Below are 20,613 nucleotides of genomic sequence, written 5' to 3'. Positions count from 1 at the left end.
TGCCGCGTCGCCGAAGAACTGGAGACGCTCTCCCGCTCGGTCGACATCCCGCAGATGGTAAGGCTGATGAAACAGACCGTTCCCGAGTTCATTTCCAAAAACTCCAGGTTTGAGCAGTACGACAAGGAAGGCTTAGGCAATATTCAAGGTAAAGCCAACTCGTAGTCAAGATCGGGAAAAGCCCAGTCTCCAATAGTAGAAATTGCTTGTCAGAATATGAATAACGAACAAATTACCGTAACATCGCCCCTGCTTCCGCCATTGGAGGAGTTTATCCCTTATTTACAACAAATCTGGGACAGCAAATGGATTACAAACAACGGTCAATTCCATCGCCTCCTTGAAAAGGCATTGTGCGAATACTTGAATGTTCAATATATCAGCGTATTTACGAACGGCACATTACCTCTGATCACAGCACTACAAGCTCTTCGCATTACCGGAGAGGTTATTACGACTCCGTTTAGTTTCGTAGCTACCACACACTCGCTTTGGTGGAATGGGATCAAACCTGTTTTCGTAGATGTCGATCCGGTAACCGGCTGTTTGGACCCAGATAAAATCGAGGCGGCTATCACTCCGAAAACAACGGCGATCATGCCTGTACACGTTTACGGAAATCCATGTAATACCAAACGGATCAAGGAGATTGCTGATAAATACGGTCTGAAAGTCATCTATGATGCAGCGCATGCTTTCGGGGTAAAGGTGAATGGGAAATCGATTCTTGAAGAAGGTGATATTTCGACGTTGAGTTTTCACGCAACAAAAACATATACAACGATCGAAGGCGGAGCTTTGATTTGCCACGATGAGGTATCAAAGAAACGCATCGACTATCTTAAAAATTTCGGTTTTGCTGGCGAAACGGAGGTCGTCGCACCCGGTATCAATTCCAAAATGGATGAAGTGCGTGCTGCATTCGGCCTGCTCAATCTAAAATACGTCGACGCCGCCATTGCTCGTCGAAAAACAGTCGCACAGGCCTATCGCATGGCTCTTCATAACGTTTATGGCGTCCGGATTCTGGATGACATAAAAGGCGTCGACCACAATTATTCCTACTTCCCGATATTTATCAATAAAGAGGAATTCGGGATGTCTCGGGACGAACTCTACTTTAAAATGAAGGAACAGAACATCCTGGCTCGCCGTTACTTTTATCCGCTCATCAGTGAATTTTCAACCTACCGAGGTCTGCCGAGTGCTCGTCCTGAAAATCTCCCCAATGCACATAAAATGGCGGATTCGGTCATATGTTTGCCTATGCATCATATTCTGGCAGGAAGTGATATCGAACGAATTTTGGAATGCGTTGTAAAATAATTTGACAATTCATGTCTCAAAAGAAAATACTCATGCTGGGAGGTTCGGCTCAGCAGGTTGTGGCCATACGGTCAGCAAAGGAGATGGGTATTTATACTGTTCTTTGCGATTACCTGCCGGATAACCCCGGCCAATATGCGGCAGATAAATATTATAATATCAGTACTACGGATGTCGAAGCCGTGTACGAAGTCGCCCAACGCGAAAGGGTGGATGGTATTCTCGCCTATGCTTCCGATCCGGCGGCGCTTCCCGCAGCTATTGTGGCTGAACGCCTCGGCCTGCCGACAAATCCATCAGAATCGGTCGCTATTTTGGGGGTTAAACATCGATTCCGGGAATTTCTTCGGACACATGATTTTGCTTGTCCTCAAGTTTATGTATTTTGTCCTGATACTCCGCTTGACGAAATAAAAAGAGGGATCGGGCATTTCCATTTTCCGGTTATTGTCAAGCCTACGGATTCTTCCGGATCGAAAGGGGTTACAAAACTGGAAAATACGGATGACCTTGAAAAGGCCATTGCATGGGCGGATAGTTACGCGCGTAACAAGATCTTAATTATCGAAGAATATATCGAGAGAGGGTTTCCTGCCGTTATCGGAGGTGATATTTTTGTATGGGATGGTAAAATCGTGCTTTACGGTGAAATGTCCTGTTTGCGAGATCGTGACGGACTGGGGTTAATTCCCATTGGTAAAAAATGGCCCTGTGGCTTGGATGCAGCTCAGACGAAACGGGTACATGACGAGTTGCAACGTATAATTACATCTCTCGATATTAAATTCGGAGAATTGAATATCGAGATACTTCTTGACGAAGAAGACAACGTTCATTTTCTCGAACTCGGCCCGCGGGCCGGCGGGAATATGATTCCCCTGCAGCTTTCGGATGTTTTTGGAGTCGATCTCGTGAAAGCCAATATTAGTGCTGCCATGGGACAGAAACCCGACTTCATGTTGAAAATGCATGAAGGCTGTTTTATGCACTATGTGCTGCACTGCTATGAAAACGGTACATTCTCCGGGATCGAATTTGCGAAAGAAATCGAGGAGAATATCTATCGCAAGGTCATTTACAAAAAAACGGGAGATACTGTGGAATTTTTCGACGGTGCCGGCAAAGCTTTGGGTATTATATTTTTGCACTTTGATACAGTCGAAAGCATGGATTATTTCTGTGCACATAAGGATGAACTTGTGAAAATAAATATAGCATAATGAATCCGATCGGAGGATATTTCTCTCTTGAATTGGCCGGACAGAAACAAAAATTCCTGCATTCCGAGGGTGTCTGTGTGAATAGCGGAAGAAATGCATTGGAATACATATTTTTGTCATTGCCGAAGATCGCAAAAATATATGTTCCGTATTTAACTTGCGATGTGATTCTTGAACCGATCCTGAAATTAAAAATTCCATACGTTTTTTACTCCATTAACGATCAATTGGAAATATCGGACCGAATTATATTGGGAAGCGATGAATATATCCTCGTAACAAATTATTTCGGTATTAAGGACCAATATATTCAAGCTCTTGCTAGCCAATATGCCGACAGACTGATTGTCGATAATGCGCAAGCATATTTCTGCCCTGAATTTACGGGTGTGAAAACAATATACAGCCCGCGTAAGTTTGTTGGTGTTCCCGATGGGGGCATTGCTGTTATGGACGATGGAGCAGATATCCAAAAATATGATATGGATTATTCCTATGATCGCTGCAGCCATTTATTGAAACGGTATGACCTTGGTGCAGAAGCGGGGTATCCGGATTTTAAGGACAATAGTCGAAAGCTGGCCAATCAACCGATACGGCGGATGTCCTGGTTGACGCAGGCCCTATTGTCTTCCGTCGATTTTGATACGGTAAAAGAACGGCGTATTCGCAATTTTCGATTGTTGCATCAGGCCCTTAAGCAACGAAATCTCTTGCCTGTTCCGGCAATGGAAGATTTTGCTTGTCCGATGGTTTATCCGTTTTATACGAATGATCCAACCTTAAAAAAAAGGTTGATAGCCCATCGAATATTTGTTGCCACTTATTGGCCGAATGTTTTCGAGTGGTGCGATGCGGATTCGATTGAATATCAATTGGCAGATCGGATAATCGCTATTCCGATTGATCAGCGCTACGGAGAAAATGAGATGAACAGCATCGTTGAATTGATTAATAAATAGATATTTCATGGAAAACAGAGTTTATCTGCGCGCTTTTGAGCCTGACGATTATAAAATATCGATAGAATGGCGTCGCGATCCTCAAATATGGAGCATGCTAGGGGGGACTCGGTATTATGTATCTTCGGCCTATGAAAAAAAATGGGTAGAAGATACGATTGCACAAACCAAGGATATCAAACTTGCAATCTGTCTGATAGAAAATGATCTGTATATCGGGAATGTATATATTACGGATATTAATTATATCAACCGAACTTGTCGTTCGCATGTGCTGATCGGAAATAAAGACTATTGGGGGAACGGATATGCCGGAGAAGCCCTCCGGCAACTGCTTGAATTTGTATTCAAGGAACGCGGAATGAACCGGGTTGAAGCCCTGGTTCTGGAAGATAATATTCAATCTATAAAAATGCTTAAAAGGATAGGATATCGTCAAGACGGCATTCTTCGTCAATCCGTATATAAAAACGGAGGATTTAAGAATCAAATCGTTTTATCCATTTTAGCATCGGATTTTATTTAAAGCAACCATCGGCTTTCATAAAATGAGAGACTCTCGTATTGGGAATATATCATCATTTGCACCGGTAATCATTCCGACACTTTGCCGATATGAACACTTCAGGAGGTGTGTCGAATCCCTTTCAAAGTGTACCCATGCAGATAAGACCGAATTGATTATTGGTTTGGATTATCCTGCTGAGCCCAAACATGATTATGGCTATCATAAAATATTGGAGTATCTGGATTCAGGTCGTATTGATGGCTTTAAAAATGTTGTAGTTTTTAAAACGGATGTGAATCTGGGGGTAAATGAAAATTATAAGAGAATCAAAGAATATGCATTCTCTAAATATGACAGGCTCATTGCGTCTGAAGACGACAATGAGTTTTCTCCTGCTTTTCTGGACTACATAAACTCCGGTCTGGACCGATTTGAGGATGACTCTTCCGTGATGGCAATATGCGGATATAATTATCCTATCGATATGGGTGGTATGGACGATTCGGCCTATAAATCCCAAAAGTTTTCCGCCTGGGGTGTTGCATACTGGCGTGAAAAACCAGATGCTTTATTAAATCACTTGGATATTTCGAAGACGCAACGGGATTTAAACTACCATTCAACCTATTCGTATATCGACTGGTTGCTGGATTTTAAAAATGAACAGCAACAAAATCGGTTTCGTAAACTTTGGGGCATAAGGGAAGACTACGAATAAACCGTATCTCAATCTAAATAGCTACTACAAATTGTTCGCATAAATATATGCGAAAGTGGATTTATGTGCAAAAATGATCCTCAAATCTGCCACACATCCTCTAGCCAGCAAAATCGTTATAAATGGAGAATAAAAAACACATTCTGGTTATTGCACAATATTTCTATCCGGAACAATTCAGAATAAACGACATTTGTACAGAGTGGATAAAGCGGGGATATAAAGTAACCGTTGTTACCGGGATACCCAATTATCCGCAAGGCAAATTTTACAAAGGATACGGCTGGTTCAAGAACAGACACGAAATATGGAACGGCATTGAAATAATCAGGATACCGTTAATTTCAAGAGGGCATAGTTCGATTAGGCTGGCGCTAAATTATATTTCGTTTGTTATCTCCGGCTGGTTCTGGTCTCATTTCACTAAAATAAATCCGTCCCTCGTTTTCATATATGAAGTCTCCCCCATGACGCAGGCGCTTGTCGGCGTATGGATCGCGGAAAGGAGAAAAATTCCTTGTCATATATATGTAACAGACTTATGGCCTGATAATTTCGAGATTATTACAGGCATACGCAACCGACTGATTATCGGACCAATCGAAAAGCTAACAAAAAGAATATACAAAGGGTGCGATAAGATATTTACATCCTCAGAGTCTTTCATCGGGTCGATATCCAAATTAGGAGTTCCTAAAAACAAACTCATATTTTGGCCCCAATATGCCGAGGATTTTTACAAGCCCGTCAATTCGGATAAAATTCCGGCCACCGATAAAATCTTCCCGATTAATGACAAGTTCAAGATACTATTTGCAGGTAATATCGGAGAAGCACAAGGACTCGGAGTGCTGATTGATGCCGCAAAAATCCTTCGCGAAAAAGGGAACGATAATATCCAATTCTGTATTGTTGGTGACGGGCGCTACAAGGATACCCTAATCAAACAGATAAACGATTGCCATTTAAATGAATTTTTCGTTCTCCATTCCAAGGTTCCGGCGACAGTAATTCCCAATCTGTTCGCACAAACAGAAGCTTCGTTAATCTGTTTATCCAAAAATGAAGTATTCGCAATGACCATTCCGGCCAAAACACAATCATGTCTTGCTTGCGGAAAACCTATAATCGTATGCGCCGACGGAGAAATCAGGGACATTATCCAAAAGGCCCGATGCGGTGTTACGGCAGCGGCGTCTGACGCAAACGGATTGGCCGAGATGATTATTTGTCTGGCTAATAAATCGAAGGAAGAATTAGACCAACTGTCTGCCAATGCGAGAAACTACTATTGCGAACATTTCGATAAAGACATGTTACTCAATAAGATGGATCAACACATTGCAAACAGCTAAAAATCAGAACATATGTCAATTTTTGAAGACAAGACTTTAATGATTACCGGAGGAACGGGATCGTTCGGAAATGCGGTACTCAATCGTTTTTTGAGAACAGATATCGGTGAAATACGGATATTCTCTCGTGATGAGAAAAAACAGGACGATATGCGCCATGAATTTCAGGCTAAAATGCCCGATGTTGCCGAAAAGATTAAATTCTACATCGGTGATGTTCGTGATCTTGCATCAGTAAAAAATGCGATGCACGGTGTGGATTACATTTTCCACGCAGCGGCTTTGAAGCAAGTGCCTTCCTGTGAATTTTTCCCGATCGAGGCCGTAAAAACCAATGTCTTGGGAACAGACAATGTGCTCACGGCAGCAATCGAGGAAGGTGTTAAAACCGTAATCTGCCTATCTACGGATAAGGCCGCCTATCCGGTCAATGCAATGGGAACTTCAAAAGCGATGATGGAAAAGGTTATAGTTGCGAAATCGCGAACCGTATCGTCCAATAAGACAAAAATATGCTGTACCCGTTACGGTAATGTGATGTGCTCGCGCGGTTCGGTTATTCCGTTGTGGATCGACCAGATTCGCGAAGGACAGCCCATTACATTGACAGAGCCAAAAATGACCCGCTTCATTATGTCGCTCGATGAGGCTGTCAATCTCGTTTTATTTGCTTTTAAATTCGGAATAAATGGAGATATTCTGGTTCAGAAGGCTCCTGCCTGCACAATCCAAACACAAGCCGAGGCTATATGCGAACTGTTTGGAGGCAAAAAAGAGGATATTAAGATCATCGGTATTCGGCACGGAGAAAAGATGTACGAAACGCTCCTGACTAACGAAGAATGTGCCCAAGCTATCGACATGGGCGATTTTTACCGGGTTCCCTGCGATAAACGAGGGTTAAACTATGATAAATATTTTATTCATGGGGACATGAAACGGAATCTCCTTTCCGAATTCAACTCCAATAATACCAAACTCCTTTCTGTTGAACAAGTCAAGGAAAAATTGCTGAAATTAGAATATATACGCGAACAACAAAAATTAAATCAATAGTATTATGAAATTTTTAGTACTTGGATGTAACAAAATGGCGGGTCATACCATATCCTTGTATCTCCAGGAAAAAGGACACGAAGTTTTCGGGGTCGATCGCAATTTATCCCGGTATGTAAAAAGTATTATCGGGGACACGAGAGACACCGGATTATTGAGAACGCTCATTACGGAAGGCAAATATGATTCGGTAGTTAATTGCATCAGCATTCTCAATCAATTTGCAGAACAGGACAAAGCCCTTGCCACATTCTCGAATTCATATCTTCCGCATTTTTTAGCAGAGGTTACATGCGGCACTGATACGCAGATCATTCACATAAGTACCGATTGTGTATTCTCCGGTAAACGCGGCGAATATACAGAAGCAGATTTCCCAGACGGGACAACGTTCTACAACCGCTCTAAAGCGCTCGGAGAGCTTGAAGACGATAAAAATATAACATTACGCACTTCGACAGTCGGTCCTGATATTAATCCGGATGGCATCGGTTTGATGAACTGGTTTATGAAACAACAAGGCGAAATCGTCGGATTTACCAAAGCAATATGGACTGGTCAGACAAGCCTGCAACTTGCCAAAACAGTAGAAGCCGCCGCAAAAGAAAAAGCTCACGGTTTATATAATATGGTACCTACCAATTCCATCTGCAAATACAATTTGCTCCAATTGTTCAATCATTACTTACGAAACGACTCGATAAAGATTACTCCGGTTGAAGGCATTAATGCCGATAAGTCCTTGAAAAGGACACGGTTCGAATTCGGGTATCTTATTCCAGAGTACGAGCCGATGATCGCCGAGTTGACCGAATGGATAATTGCCCACAAAGATATGTATCCACATTATAAATTATAATAACGAATCGCCATGAACAAATTGAAATTAATGACAATACTCGGCACTCGTCCCGAGATTATAAAAATGTCGGCCATTATCAAAAAATGCGACCGGTATTTCGACCATATCTTAGTCCATACGGGACAAAACTACGATTATACGCTCAATGAGGTTTTTTTCAAGGATTTGGGATTGCGGGCACCCGATCACTATTTGAATGTGGTCGGAGAAAACTTGGGACAGACGATGGGAAACGTAATTGCGAAATCCTACGAACTGATGCAACAAGTCAAACCGGATGCAGTTATCGTTCTTGGCGATACGAATTCCTGCCTGTCGGTAATAGCGGCAAAACGGTTGAAAATTCCGGTATTTCATTTAGAAGCAGGCAACAGATGCAAAGATGAAAACCTTCCGGAGGAGGTTATCCGGCGGATTGTCGACGTAACCAGTGACATCAACCTCTGTTACTCCGAACATGCCCGCAGATATATTCTCGACTGTGGGGTAAAACCCGAATATACATTTGTTGTCGGATCTACAATGGCCGAAGTTTTAGATTCAACAATCGAACAGATCAATAAGAGCGACATCTTAACCGAATCCGGACTCGAACCGAATAAATATATTCTTCTTTCCGCACATCGGGAAGAAAATATCGATATCGAATCTAATTTTTTCAGCCTTATGAATGCCGTGAATGCCCTGGCCGAAAAATATGACATGCCCATACTCTATTCTTGTCATCCCAGGTCGAAAAAATTTATTGAGCAGCGCGGTTTCAAATTCGACAAACGGGTCATTCAGCACCAGCCTGTCGGATTTTTCGATTACAACAAACTCCAGCAGAATGCCTTTTGTGTGGTTTCAGACAGCGGGACCGTTCCTGAGGAGGGCGCATACCTTAAATTCCCTGCCGTATCGGTACGCACATCAACCGAGCGTCCGGAAGCCATGGATAAAGGTGTATTTATTATCGGTTCCATATCGACCGAACAGGTTCTTCAGGCTGTCGATTTAGCCGTGTCCATGCATTCCAATGGTGATCTAGGGACAGATGTACCTGCTTATACAGACAATAATGTTTCCACCAAAGTCGTGAAATTGATCCAGTCCTATACGGGCATTGTAAATAAAATGATCTGGCGCAAAACGCAGTAATCTCAATCGGAGTATCTAAGGATGCTTATTACAAAATAAAATGGCGTTTATGCGAAACGTTGCGATCGTGAATTCGGTCCATAAGAGCAGTACCGGAAAAATTGGTTCCGGATTGCACAAATATCTATTGCAGAAAGGCTACAATTCGTTTTTCTGCTACGGCAGAGGTTTAAAACAGATTGATGAGACGCACTATCGGATAGATCGTGTTTTTGAATTCTACCTGCATGCGTTGCTCTGCCGTCTATTCGGGGCTCAGGGCTTCTACTCTCAGTGGGCTACGCGCAGACTCTTGCGGTTTTTAAAGACGAAGCGTATCGATACGATTTACGGAATAGGACTCCATGGGTATTATCTGAATGAAAAACTGTTTTTCGATTTTATCGTCAGAAACAACATTCGTTTCATCTATATCATGGCCGATGAATACCCGTTTCTGGGCAAGTGCGGATATAGTAACGGATGTACCAACTATTTGTCAGGCTGCGGTAATTGTCCGCAAAAACGGGAGTATCCCCGGAGTTTGTTTTTCGATCGAAGCCGGCTTATCTATCGAATCAAGCAAAAGGCATATTCCCAATTAAGAAAAGCCGTTTTTGTCGGGCCGGAATATACGATAATAGCATCGAAGAAATCTCCTCTTATGCGTAATATAAAAACTGATATCGTAGACGAAGCGATAGATATCAATTTATATTATCCCCGTGAGGTCGCGAAATTAAAAAAACAACTAAATATAGCAGAGGAAAAGATCATTCTCGTCTGCGTAGCCCCTCTTTCGTACGAAAGAAAAGGTTGCAAATATTTTATGCAAGCCGCAGAGGCACTTAAAAACGACCACCGGTTTATTTTTGTGCACGTCGGTTACACCGGAGATATTTCGCTTTGCCCCGACAACTATATCCCGGTAGGATTCGAAGCAAACCAGTCAAAACTTGCAGAATATTATTCCCTCGCGGATTTATTTGTTTTCCCGAGTTTGCTCGATACAATGCCGAATGCTTGCCTGGAGGCATTGGCCTGTGGTTCTCCTCTGCTTTGTTTCAATATTTCCGGCATGCCATACATTGCCGATGAAACAACTGCCACTTTCATCGAAGCAAAAAATGTATCCCAGATGGTTGATGTCATAAAAAAGACCCGCAAGAAGACGCAGGACACGATCGATACATGCCGCGCATATGCAGTTCAAAGGTATGATAATCAAAAATACTATGAGAAACTTTTAGATGCAGGTAAATCCATCAATTAACATAAATAATAAAATGATACCCTTCAACATTCCTCCTTACATTGGGAAAGAGCAAGATTATTTGCTCCGGGCAATTAATAATCATAAAATTTGCGGAGACGGAGAGTTTACCAGAAAGTGCTCCCGATTCTTGGAAGACAAAACGCATTCGCCCCGGGTTTTACTAACGACATCGGGTACACACTCCCTTGAAATGGCCGCAAGATTGGCCGGCATTAATCCGGGAGATGAAGTAATATTGCCGTCATATACATTTTCATCAACGGCAAACGCATTTGTTCAGTTGAAGGCCAAACTTGCGTTTATAGACATCAATCCTCGAACGATGAACATGGACGAAACCCTTATTGAGGCTGCCATTACCCCAAAAACAAAAGCGATCGTTCCCGTTCACTATGCAGGAGTAGGCTGCGAGATGGATATGATAATGGACATTGCAAACAAATATAGGTTGTCGGTAATTGAAGATGCCGCACAAGGTGTCAACGCCTCCTACAAAAACAAACCCCTGGGTTCCATCGGTCAATTCGGATGTTTCAGCTTTCATGAAACGAAAAATTATAGTATGGGTGAAGGCGGCGCTTTGTTGATAAACGACAAAACATATATTGAGCCGGCTGAGATATTACGGGAGAAAGGAACTGACAGAAGTCGCTTTTTCAGAGGTCAGGTAGACAAATATTCGTGGGTCGATTACGGGTCTTCCTATCTTCCAAGCGAGCTCAATGCCGCATATCTGTCCGCTCAACTGGATGCCTTCGATGAAATCAATAACAACAGACTGAGCACATGGAACAAATACTACTTGGAATTAAAACCGTTGTCGGATAAAAACCGGATAGAGTTGCCTTACATTCCCGCCGAATGTTCGCATAATGCCCATATGTTTTATATCAAAGCAAAAAACCTCGATGAAAGGACAAAATTGATTTCATATTTGAAAGAAAATGGCATAGCAACAGCGTTTCATTATGTCCCGTTACATTCGGCTCCGGCCGGACAAAAATTCGGCTATTTTGTAGGCAAAGACATCTATACAACGGCGGAAAGCGACCGGTTGTTGAGATTACCAATGTACTATGGAATGAAGGACAGCGATATCGAGTCGGTAGTATCTCTGATATACTCATTTTATACAAAATAAATTATAATGAATATCAGTGCCCCACAATATGGAAATATATGTAGGCCCATATCAAAAGGATTATATGTAAATGCTTTTTTATTATTACTGACAGTCGTCATTGCAATCACTCCTGTCCTCAATCGCAACCTTCCAAAACTGATCTATATCGGAATCATACTCCTTTGGTATATCGAAGTCTTTTTTTCAAGGAGAAAACCGACCTATAAGGCCCCCAACCTGGCTATTCCTCTGTTTATCTGGTTTTGCTGGGAATTACTATTGAAGGTTGTGGGTTTTTCAACGGCGGAGATCGGCAATTATTTCCTAGTGATGTGTTTTTTCGATTTAGTGTATAAATCTTCCTACATCCTACAACACTATCCGGCCAGATGGAGGCATTTGCTATTGAGGATAATTCAAATTGTAGTATTGCTGAATATACTGGATAATATCTACTTAGGCCATACCATTGAAAATATCCATTATTACATTTATGATGCTCCCGATGACTATATAAATTTAAACGTCGCACAAACCGAATTTTATAATATGCTGGTCTATTATATCGGAATCTGTGCATATTTACTCCGAACGGATCATAAGTTTATTCACAAAGTAATCGATCTGGTTGCATTATTCTGCTCGTACTATTTTATGTTGAGCTTCGAGGCTCGAACTACCAGCCTGACCCTTTCTATTTTATTGTTGCTCGTAATGTTTATTATTTCGATAAAAAAAAGAGCAACACGTATTCTGTTCCTATCGTTTGTAGCAATCGTGTTTATTGTAATTATTGGCAGCGAATTCGATTGGCTTGTCGCGGTTCTACCGGAAAGGGTATCCCTCCGTCTTACTGCATTGTTGAAGGAGTCGCTCGGTAGTTCCGACTACACCTCCAGGACAGTTTTATTACGGAATAACATAAATACGATGTTTTCGTCTTTTTCCAGTTTCATTTTCGGTGTCGGAAATCATTTGGGGAGCAAATATTCGTCATTAATCGGACAGCATTCGACGATTACAGATTATATGGCTAAGTATGGTTGTATCGGTTTAGCATTTATCATTTTTTTCTTTGGAAGAATCCTAAAAATATTCAAGGCTGCTGTATCGAATCGCAGCGATTCCGGTTTGGTTTATTCATTCATTTTAATTTTCATTACAGCATCAGTCTTATCCAATACGTTTGGCGCGGCAACAGCCGCAACAGGATTCGTAGGTTTGGCATTACTGATCAATTCTACGAATACAGCATCAAATGGCTGCTATAAATAATCTGATTTACTGAAAGCTTTAGAATATGATAATTTCAACGTGTGGATTCGGATCAACGGGTTCAAGTGCTGTAACGGACTATCTGCTTGAATGTGATGATACCCAGGTTTTTGATAATATTGAATTTACCCTGACTACGGCTCCGGATGGATTGGAAGATTTAGAATATCATTTGATGAAATGCCCGAATAGATTGTCCAGTGGGATATATGCTATTCAGCGTTTCCGAAAATTAATCGCACAATGTTCGAGGGAGTGGTCCGTGATGACCGGAATCGACCGACAAACAATCGACCGGTTGACCAATGAATATCTCTCTTCGATAACTCAATTGAGTTTTATCGGATTCTCCCCCGCAATCAACCAAAAATACGGACATTGGCTAAAACACTATATCGGAGATTCTTTGATTTTACATAGAATAATTCCGTGGCTTGAGAAAAAAAGAATCGTAAAACGGAATTTCGATTTTTATCCCCTTGAACGAGTCGAGGCAGCTATCAAACCATCGAACTTTTATATGGCCTCTCGCATGTATGTCCACAATCTGCTGGAGGCAATGGGATGCGATTTCAAAAAAAACGTGATCCTTGATCAAGCTTTTGTCGGAAATAACCCGGCTAAAAGCTTCCCGTTTTACGACGACCCATATGCAATTGTCGTAGATAGGGATCCCAGGGATCTATACATTTTCGCCAAAGTAAAGCTACTGTCCCGCGGCCGGTTTATGCCGACTGACACCGTTGAAAATTTTATTACCTACTATCGGCTTCTCCGGGATAACCAACCCTATAAACAAATCAACGATCGTGTCCTAGTGATTTCTTTCGAAGATATGGTATACAATTATGATGAGACGGTCAATAAAATCGATAATTTCCTACATCTCAAAAACAACAACCGGCAAACGATTTTTCGTCCCCAGCTATCTGCTGCAAACACGAACCTGGTACGACGATTTCCTGAATTCCAGGATGACATCAAAATAATAGAACACAGTCTGTCGGAATATTTATTTCCCTTCGGGAACTATTCGTCGATATCCAATAACGGAGAGATGTTTTTCGGAAAATCACCGCTCAATAAACAGTAATGGTGCGGTCAGAATCAAGAACATATAATATTTTTAGGAATGCATTTGTATCCGTAGTATGTCAATGCATTACCATACTTCTCGGATTCGCCTGCCGAAAAGCTTTGATAGCATCCATGGGATTGGCATATGTTGGTGTCAATTCCCTTTTCTCGAGTATCGTCAGCATGCTTTCGTTTGTTGAATTGGGCATAGGCAATGCAATTGTATTCAGTTTATATAAGCCGATTGCAGACCATGACACCGAGAAAATCAAAAGTTTCATTTCTTATTATAAAAAAATATATAACTATATAGCGTGCGCCATTTTCGCTATAGGTATAATAGTCATCCCTTTTCTCGACAAATTCGTCACGGCAAACGACGGCATAAGGGAGAATATATATGTGATGTATATTCTGACACTCATAACGACCGCTTGTACATACCTGTATGCCGCACCTAAAACGCTCCTGATTGCAGACCAAAATCAATACATCGAAAAAATTATTTACCAAGTTTGCCATATTGCCCAAGTAATACTGCAAATCGTCATATTGTTCGTATGGAAAGACTATTACTTATTTTTAGTCGTTCAAATTATTTTTTCATTATCCAATAACCTTTTAGCAACATATATAACCAATAAAAAATATCCTTATCTAAAAACCCCGTCCCGAAAGATATCCCGGGAGAATAAATATGCACTTTTTACAGATGTTCGGGCGATGTTCCTGTACAAAGTGGGAAGTTCTTTTTTGAATTACGTCAGCAATATTTTCATCAGTTATTATTGTGGTCTGGTATTTCTCGGCAAGATTGCAAATTATATATTGATTCTAAGCACATTATCCGGTGTCGTAACGCAACTGACTTCTGCGTTTTCCGCAAGTGTTGGAAATAAAAGGGCAATAGAATCCTCTTCAGATTGTAAAAATACATTTTTCCAGGCTCTTTTTGTAACAGTATGGATTACCGGTTTTTTTGCAGTTGGATATTTTTTGTTTGCAGATCAGTTTGTAGCCATCATATTCGGGCAGGATTGTATCGTAGACTATAATGTGGTAATTGTCATCGGAGCCCTGTATTTTGTTCAGGATACGCATTCGATTTCCACAACATACCGATATGCGCTCGGCGTATTCAGAAAAGGGCGCTACGCCCCGCTTGTCGCATCCATACTAAACATCGTATTCTCAGTCATATTTTACAAATTAATAGGAGTAAGCGGATTATTTATCGCAACTATCCTCGCACGTCTTTTAACACTGGGAATTGTTGATGCCTATTTGATTATCGGTGGCCGAACCGGCGTGCTGTCCTACTATTATCAAATGTTCAAATACATCTTGGTTATTTCCGTATTATTCCTGTCCATGAAATTTATTATGGATATGATTCATATTCACAATATCGTACTATTCATAGTTTGCGCCACATCGTTTGCCGTGATCTATAATCTGATCTGGTATATGATATACCGCAATGGAGGTCATTGTAGGTATGTGATATCCAGACTGGTGGATGCAATCCCGATCTTCAGACATTAATAACGGCCACAAATAATGAGCAAATATATCTTTATTGCAATGAACATATGCAATATCGGCGGTTCGGAGCAATATCTGTATAACAAAACAACCTTTCTGGAAAAACAAGGGCATGATTGCTATGTAATATCGGGCATGCGGGGAAAGATCATGATTGCCGGATTGGCGAAATACAAATCGATGATAATTCCCAATGTCATGTACCCTCCGTGTCTATTTACAAAAAAAGAGAGGCTCAGGACAATCGATAAGATTACTCGGATAATACATTTCAGTCCTGATGATAACTGTATTATCGAGTCGGACGGCATAGATGAAGCCAAATGGGGCGAATTGCTCGCTCGCAGATATAACGGAAGACATATTGTATTAAATGTACAGGAAGTACACGACTACTCAAAAGACGAGATCAAGTTTCTGCGATTTAAATACGATCGTCAGGAGTTGGCCGGAATTACGGATCGCTCCGTTAACATGATGCTAAAAGACGATTTGCTTACGCCGCATTCCTGGAGCAAGTTTTCGGCATATTGCAATAATGTTGTCGACGATGTCCCAAACACCGTTTCTGATAAATTCGATACGGATAACGCGTTGACAATCGGGAGTATCGGACGGTTGGAAAAACCATTTGTTATTCCGATGCTGAAATTATTATCGCGTTTCTTCAAGGAACATCCAGATAAGCGATACAACTTGGTTTTAATTGGGGGAACGTCGCAGAAAAGCGTTCGCAAAAAAATATCGGACATCGTAACACGATGCAATAATGTCAAATTGATTATCACCGGACTGATGTATCCTATCCCGCGTGATCTGATCAAAAACATCGATGTTTTTATCTCTACAAGCGGGGCGGCAGATGTAACATATCTGGAACACAAGCCGACTATTAAAGTCCATCCAGTAACCAGCGAACCTGCAGGCGTTATCGGTTATAATTTCATCCCAGAAGTAGACAGCATGTTTAATCCGGTTCCCGGCAAAACCATACTCGATTATTTAAAAGATATCCTTGACGACAAAATCAGTATCAAATATACCGGCGACGACCAATATGTAAGATACAAAAACACGATGCATGCGGAGTTCGCGAGACAATTAAAACTAGCAATGAACTCTGTAGGAAATCAATATTATGACACCTCTGATATCGAAAAAAAAGGATTCAAATACAAAATATACGCTCTTTTGGGCAAGAGTCTGGGTGGAGAGAATATGCAAACAATAATGGATATTTTAAGAAAAATAAAATGAGAGAATCGAAACCAATAATCGGTTACACAACAGGGGTGTACGATATGTTTCACATCGGACACCTGAATATCTTGCGAAATGCCAAACAACTGTGTAATTATTTAATAGTTGGAGTTTCTACGGATGAATTGGTGCAACAGGACAAACACAAGACCCCGATTATTCCATTTTCAGAACGATGCGAGATTATCAAAGCGATCAAATATGTCGATGAAGTCGTTCCACAGTTTGATAAAAACAAACTTGGGGCATGGAATCAGTATCATTTTGATAAGATGTTCGTCGGTTCGGACTGGCAAGGAACTCCGCAATGGAAAAAATACGAAGAGGAATTTACCCCTATTGGTGTTGAGATTGTCTATTTACCCCATACGAACGGCATATCGAGTACAGAATTAAGAAACCTTCTCGACAAACAATCGGATCAAAATGATGAAAATAGGACCTCTAATATTGCCGATGTGGTAACCGGCACATTGAGGGGGGGGGATCTTTAGGTTTGCGGATTATACCGCCTCTTTTTTCAGTTAATAATCTAATAATAAATAAAGAGGCAGCATAATGGCAAAGTACAAAATCGGATACACTACGGGTGTATTTGACATGTTTCATATCGGACATTTGAATATCCTAAAAAAAGCAAAAGCTCTGTGCGATTACCTAATAGTCGGTGTAAGTACAGATGAGTTAGTACAAGAATATAAACACAAAACTCCGATTATCAAATTTAACGAGAGACTGGATATCGTTTCATCTATCAAATATGTAGACAAAGCACTAGCCCAAACTTCGATGAATAAGATAGACGCATGGAATAACTTGCATTTCGACGTTATGTTTCACGGCTCCGATTGGGAAAACAGCGAAATGTACAATAAAATAGTCGAAGAATTTAGGCAAGTCGGAGTAGATGTAATCTTTTTGCCTCATACTCCTGGAACATCGTCGACATTTCTTAAAGAGGCTTTAGCGGCATATATGGATAAAAAAGGTGAGTTATGTTAAGCACAATCAAGTTTTACCTGTCTCACCTCATCGACGAATGGCGCATGTTAAAGTACATGCGGCCTAAGAACGAATTAAGCAGCATATTAATCGAAACACACAGGCTGGAAAAGAGCATGTGTCTTTCAAATCAGATTGCCGGCAAAGGCTTCGACAGAGCTCTAAATCTGTTACGGGCAATCGACCAACTGTCCGGTAAGGCGGTCGCTACTGATGCCGGGGCAAGATTCGCAATCGAAACAGGGGTGGCAACAATCAGAAAATTCATTTCGTTCAAGGAAAAAATCGAAACAGATAGAACGAAATTGAATAAACTGATAACATACTACAACGCATCATCCATAAAAGGATTCTCAACAAATGATGATTTCGGGGGAATCCTATCTGTAAACAAAGAAGATTTTTCGGCATCTATTCCTCTTATTACACGGCTATTTACGTCGAGACACAGCATCCGCACTTTTACCGGTGACATTAATGACGATCAATTATTGCAAGCAATCCAGTTAGCCCTCTGTACTCCGAGTGCCTGCAATAGACAACCGTCTCATATATACATCATCAATGACCGAAAACTCGCAACAGCGCTGAACCGAGATTCTGCAAACGATTACGGCGCACCCAAACACATATTCATAACAGCCGATTGTTCCGCATACGACATTTATGAATTCAATGATTGGATCGTTAGCGCGTCCATATTTGCCGGTTATTTGACCCTAGCCCTCCATACGTTCGGTATAGGATGCTGTATCATGAGGAAGGACCTGATCGACAGAACTCCGCTCAACAAAATCATACGGAAGACTTGTTGCATCCCCAGACAGGAAAAAATAATATTGGAATTACTCGTAGGGAACTATCCATCGGAATTTACGGCTCCGGTAAGTCGGCGTAAATCACTCGATGAAACCATAACGATCATATAAGCAAAGATCCTATCTAGCCATCAATATCATGACAATTCTAATCACCGGCGTTCACGGTTTTGTGGGCTCCAATTTGGTTCATGCGCTGTCCGCAAACCATCTGATTTACGGACTGGACATTGTCGCCCCCGAAAAAAAAGGCGTTGTCAAGACTTTTTCATGGGAAAACCTGGAAGAGGGAAAAATTCCGACTGTCGATGCAATAATCCACTTGGCCGGCAAAGCCCATGATACGAAAAACAGGCTCCAGGCACAAGCCTATTTCGATATCAACACCGGATTGACTCAAAAAATATTCAACTATTTCAGCGCCCGGCCGGAGGCAACCAAGTTTATCTTTTTCAGTTCTGTCAAAGCCGCTGTCGATCGGGTTCCTGGCGATATCCTGACCGAAGATGTCAAGACATGTCCTGTAGGTCCATACGGGACAAGCAAGGTGAAGGCTGAAGAATATATCCAAGCGGCTTTAAATACAACCCCCGAACTATATGCCAATCGCCAGATAATTATTCTTCGTCCTTGTATGATTCACGGCCCGGGCAATAAAGGGAATTTGAACCTTTTATTCAAGGTCGTCGATAAACGTATTCCTTGGCCGTTGGGCAAATTCGAGAATAAACGAACGTTTACATCTGTAGATAATCTGAACTTCGCGATAAACGGCCTGCTCGAAAAAAATGTAGAAAGCGGCGTATACAATATGGCAGACGATGAAGCGCTGTCGACCAATGAACTTATCGATGTAATGTGCACTGCGCTTGGTCGGAAAGCCCATATCTGGCGTCTTCCCAAAGGTTTTATCATCAGTTGTGCGAAAATAGGCGATGTGTTGCATTTGCCCTTAAACACATTCCGCCTTAATAAGCTGACTGAGAATTATGTTGTTGCGAATACAAAAATCAAACGGGCACTCGGCGTCGACTCAATGCCAGTCCGTGCTTGCGACGGTCTTGCCAAAACGATCCGGAGTTTTACAACCCTCAAATAACTTCTTCCAGCTATTAATTTCTTGCTATGGAATATCGTTTACTGTACGGTGTAATTGCCACTTTGTTGGTCCTGTTCGAACTTGTCTATTTCCGCTTAGCCGACCACTTCAATATCATCGACAAACCGAATCAGAGGAGTTCCCATAAGCGGGTTACACTCCGGGGCGGGGGTATCATTTTCCCAATTTCGATGCTGATTCAAGCTGTGTTTTTCGGCGTTAGTTATTTGTGGTTTCTTGTTGGCTTAATTTCAATTTGTACAATTAGTTTTATCGACGACATTCGTTCCGTCTCCAATTCCATAAGACTTGCGATTCAATTCGTGTCAATATTACTATTATTTTACCAATGGGGAATCCTTGTCTCGGATTCTTGGTGGATCGTTATTGTATCTGTAATTTTCTGCACGGGAATCATCAACGCCTATAACTTCATGGACGGTATTAACGGTATAACAGGCGGTTACAGTTTGATCGTATTGCTCTCCCTGGCAATCGTAAATGCCCGTATGCCGTTTGTCGAGCAATCTTTGATAATCTCCGCTATCCTCGGTGTCTTGGTTTTCTGTTTTTTCAACTTCCGGACAAAAGCCAAATGTTTTGCAGGCGACGTGGGCTCTATCGGAATTTCATTCATAATTATTTTCCTGCTCGGGCAGTTAATCATCCAAACCGGCGATTTATGGTATATCGTATTTCTTTCCGTATACGGTGTTGATTCTATCCTGACTATTATCCACCGAATAATACTTAAAGAAAACATAGGGCAAGCGCATCGGAAACATGCTTACCAACTTATGGCCAATGAACTGCATATATCACATGTTCGGGTGTCCGCAATCTATATGATTATTCAAGCAGTCGTTTCTGCCGGTATCATTTGGTTGCCGATAAACGGCTGGCTGTATCTTTCGATCGTACTTGCTGTGTTATGCGTAACATATGCGCTGTTTATAACGAAATACTACCACTTGCATACCGAATATCTCAAAACGTTGAAACAATCATAAAC

At 41.4% G+C, this 20,613-nt stretch carries 20 protein-coding genes; all 20 read left to right on the top strand.

Annotated features, from left to right (window positions below):
- Positions 1 to 216: 216 nt before the first annotated feature.
- The 20 genes from I2E69_RS13485 (at position 217) to I2E69_RS13390 (ending at position 20,611) form a co-directional block, all read left to right on the top strand.
- Entirely contained in the window at positions 217 to 1,326 is a 1,110-nt protein-coding gene (locus tag I2E69_RS13485; protein WP_195461753.1) for a DegT/DnrJ/EryC1/StrS family aminotransferase, read from the top strand.
- 11 nt (positions 1,327 to 1,337) lie between these two features.
- Positions 1,338 to 2,546, top strand: coding sequence for an acetyl-CoA carboxylase biotin carboxylase subunit family protein (locus tag I2E69_RS13480; protein ID WP_195461752.1), 1,209 nt, complete (start codon positions 1,338 to 1,340; stop codon positions 2,544 to 2,546).
- Positions 2,546 to 3,508: a hypothetical protein gene (locus I2E69_RS13475; protein WP_195461751.1), complete on the top strand. Its 963-nt coding sequence runs from the start codon at positions 2,546 to 2,548 to the stop codon at positions 3,506 to 3,508. Before I2E69_RS13480 ends, I2E69_RS13475 begins: the two co-directional genes overlap by 1 nt.
- A 7-nt stretch (positions 3,509 to 3,515) precedes the next feature.
- A complete protein-coding gene (locus I2E69_RS13470) occupies positions 3,516 to 4,034 on the top strand; it encodes a GNAT family N-acetyltransferase (protein ID WP_195461750.1) in 519 nt (172 codons plus the stop codon).
- 163 nt (positions 4,035 to 4,197) lie between these two features.
- Positions 4,198 to 4,734 (top strand): hypothetical protein, encoded by a 537-nt coding sequence (locus I2E69_RS13465; protein WP_229095526.1) that lies wholly within the window; start codon positions 4,198 to 4,200, stop codon positions 4,732 to 4,734.
- Between the two features lie 122 nt (positions 4,735 to 4,856).
- Positions 4,857 to 6,089, top strand: a complete 1,233-nt coding sequence (locus tag I2E69_RS13460; protein ID WP_195461748.1) for a glycosyltransferase family 4 protein — start codon at positions 4,857 to 4,859, stop codon at positions 6,087 to 6,089.
- Positions 6,090 to 6,101: 12 nt separating this feature from the next.
- Complete coding sequence (locus tag I2E69_RS13455) at positions 6,102 to 7,145, top strand: polysaccharide biosynthesis protein (protein ID WP_195461747.1); 1,044 nt, start codon at positions 6,102 to 6,104, stop codon at positions 7,143 to 7,145.
- A gap of 4 nt (positions 7,146 to 7,149) precedes the next feature.
- Positions 7,150 to 8,004, top strand: a complete 855-nt coding sequence (locus I2E69_RS13450; protein WP_195461746.1) for an SDR family oxidoreductase — start codon at positions 7,150 to 7,152, stop codon at positions 8,002 to 8,004.
- 12 nt (positions 8,005 to 8,016) lie between these two features.
- The gene (gene wecB, locus I2E69_RS13445) at positions 8,017 to 9,147 is read left to right on the top strand and encodes a non-hydrolyzing UDP-N-acetylglucosamine 2-epimerase (RefSeq protein ID WP_195461745.1); all 1,131 of its coding nucleotides are present in this window, start codon (positions 8,017 to 8,019) and stop codon (positions 9,145 to 9,147) included.
- 49 nt (positions 9,148 to 9,196) lie between these two features.
- On the top strand, positions 9,197 to 10,399 hold the full coding sequence (locus tag I2E69_RS13440; protein WP_195461744.1) for a glycosyltransferase: 1,203 nt from the start codon (positions 9,197 to 9,199) through the stop codon (positions 10,397 to 10,399).
- Between the two features lie 13 nt (positions 10,400 to 10,412).
- Positions 10,413 to 11,543 carry a dTDP-4-amino-4,6-dideoxygalactose transaminase gene (gene rffA, locus I2E69_RS13435; protein ID WP_195461743.1) on the top strand — a complete coding sequence of 377 codons (1,131 nt, stop codon included), beginning with the start codon at positions 10,413 to 10,415 and terminating at the stop codon, positions 11,541 to 11,543.
- A gap of 6 nt (positions 11,544 to 11,549) precedes the next feature.
- Positions 11,550 to 12,800, top strand: a complete 1,251-nt coding sequence (locus tag I2E69_RS13430; RefSeq protein WP_195461742.1) for a hypothetical protein — start codon at positions 11,550 to 11,552, stop codon at positions 12,798 to 12,800.
- A gap of 25 nt (positions 12,801 to 12,825) precedes the next feature.
- Entirely contained in the window at positions 12,826 to 13,893 is a 1,068-nt protein-coding gene (locus I2E69_RS13425) for a hypothetical protein (protein ID WP_195461741.1), read from the top strand.
- A 116-nt stretch (positions 13,894 to 14,009) separates the two neighbouring features.
- Positions 14,010 to 15,422 (top strand): lipopolysaccharide biosynthesis protein, encoded by a 1,413-nt coding sequence (locus tag I2E69_RS13420; protein WP_195461740.1) that lies wholly within the window; start codon positions 14,010 to 14,012, stop codon positions 15,420 to 15,422.
- Positions 15,423 to 15,437: 15 nt separating this feature from the next.
- Positions 15,438 to 16,679 carry a hypothetical protein gene (locus I2E69_RS13415; protein ID WP_195461739.1) on the top strand — a complete coding sequence of 414 codons (1,242 nt, stop codon included), beginning with the start codon at positions 15,438 to 15,440 and terminating at the stop codon, positions 16,677 to 16,679.
- Complete coding sequence (locus I2E69_RS13410) at positions 16,676 to 17,176, top strand: adenylyltransferase/cytidyltransferase family protein (protein WP_195461738.1); 501 nt, start codon at positions 16,676 to 16,678, stop codon at positions 17,174 to 17,176. The genes I2E69_RS13415 and I2E69_RS13410 overlap by 4 nt, the downstream gene beginning before the upstream one ends.
- A 64-nt stretch (positions 17,177 to 17,240) precedes the next feature.
- On the top strand, positions 17,241 to 17,684 hold the full coding sequence (locus tag I2E69_RS13405; RefSeq protein ID WP_195461737.1) for an adenylyltransferase/cytidyltransferase family protein: 444 nt from the start codon (positions 17,241 to 17,243) through the stop codon (positions 17,682 to 17,684).
- Positions 17,678 to 18,613 carry a nitroreductase family protein gene (locus I2E69_RS13400; RefSeq protein ID WP_195461736.1) on the top strand — a complete coding sequence of 312 codons (936 nt, stop codon included), beginning with the start codon at positions 17,678 to 17,680 and terminating at the stop codon, positions 18,611 to 18,613. The genes I2E69_RS13405 and I2E69_RS13400 overlap by 7 nt, the downstream gene beginning before the upstream one ends.
- 28 nt (positions 18,614 to 18,641) lie before the next feature.
- On the top strand, positions 18,642 to 19,601 hold the full coding sequence (locus I2E69_RS13395) for an NAD-dependent epimerase/dehydratase family protein (RefSeq protein WP_195461735.1): 960 nt from the start codon (positions 18,642 to 18,644) through the stop codon (positions 19,599 to 19,601).
- A 26-nt stretch (positions 19,602 to 19,627) separates the two neighbouring features.
- Positions 19,628 to 20,611: an MraY family glycosyltransferase gene (locus I2E69_RS13390; protein ID WP_195461734.1), complete on the top strand. Its 984-nt coding sequence runs from the start codon at positions 19,628 to 19,630 to the stop codon at positions 20,609 to 20,611.
- The last annotated feature ends 2 nt before the right edge of the window (positions 20,612 to 20,613 follow it).

Origin of the sequence: Alistipes sp. D31t1_170403_E11 (assembly GCF_015553985.1) — a bacterium.
Classification (GTDB): domain Bacteria; phylum Bacteroidota; class Bacteroidia; order Bacteroidales; family Rikenellaceae; genus Alistipes; species Alistipes montrealensis.
This window is presented reverse-complemented; position numbering and strand designations above follow the sequence as displayed.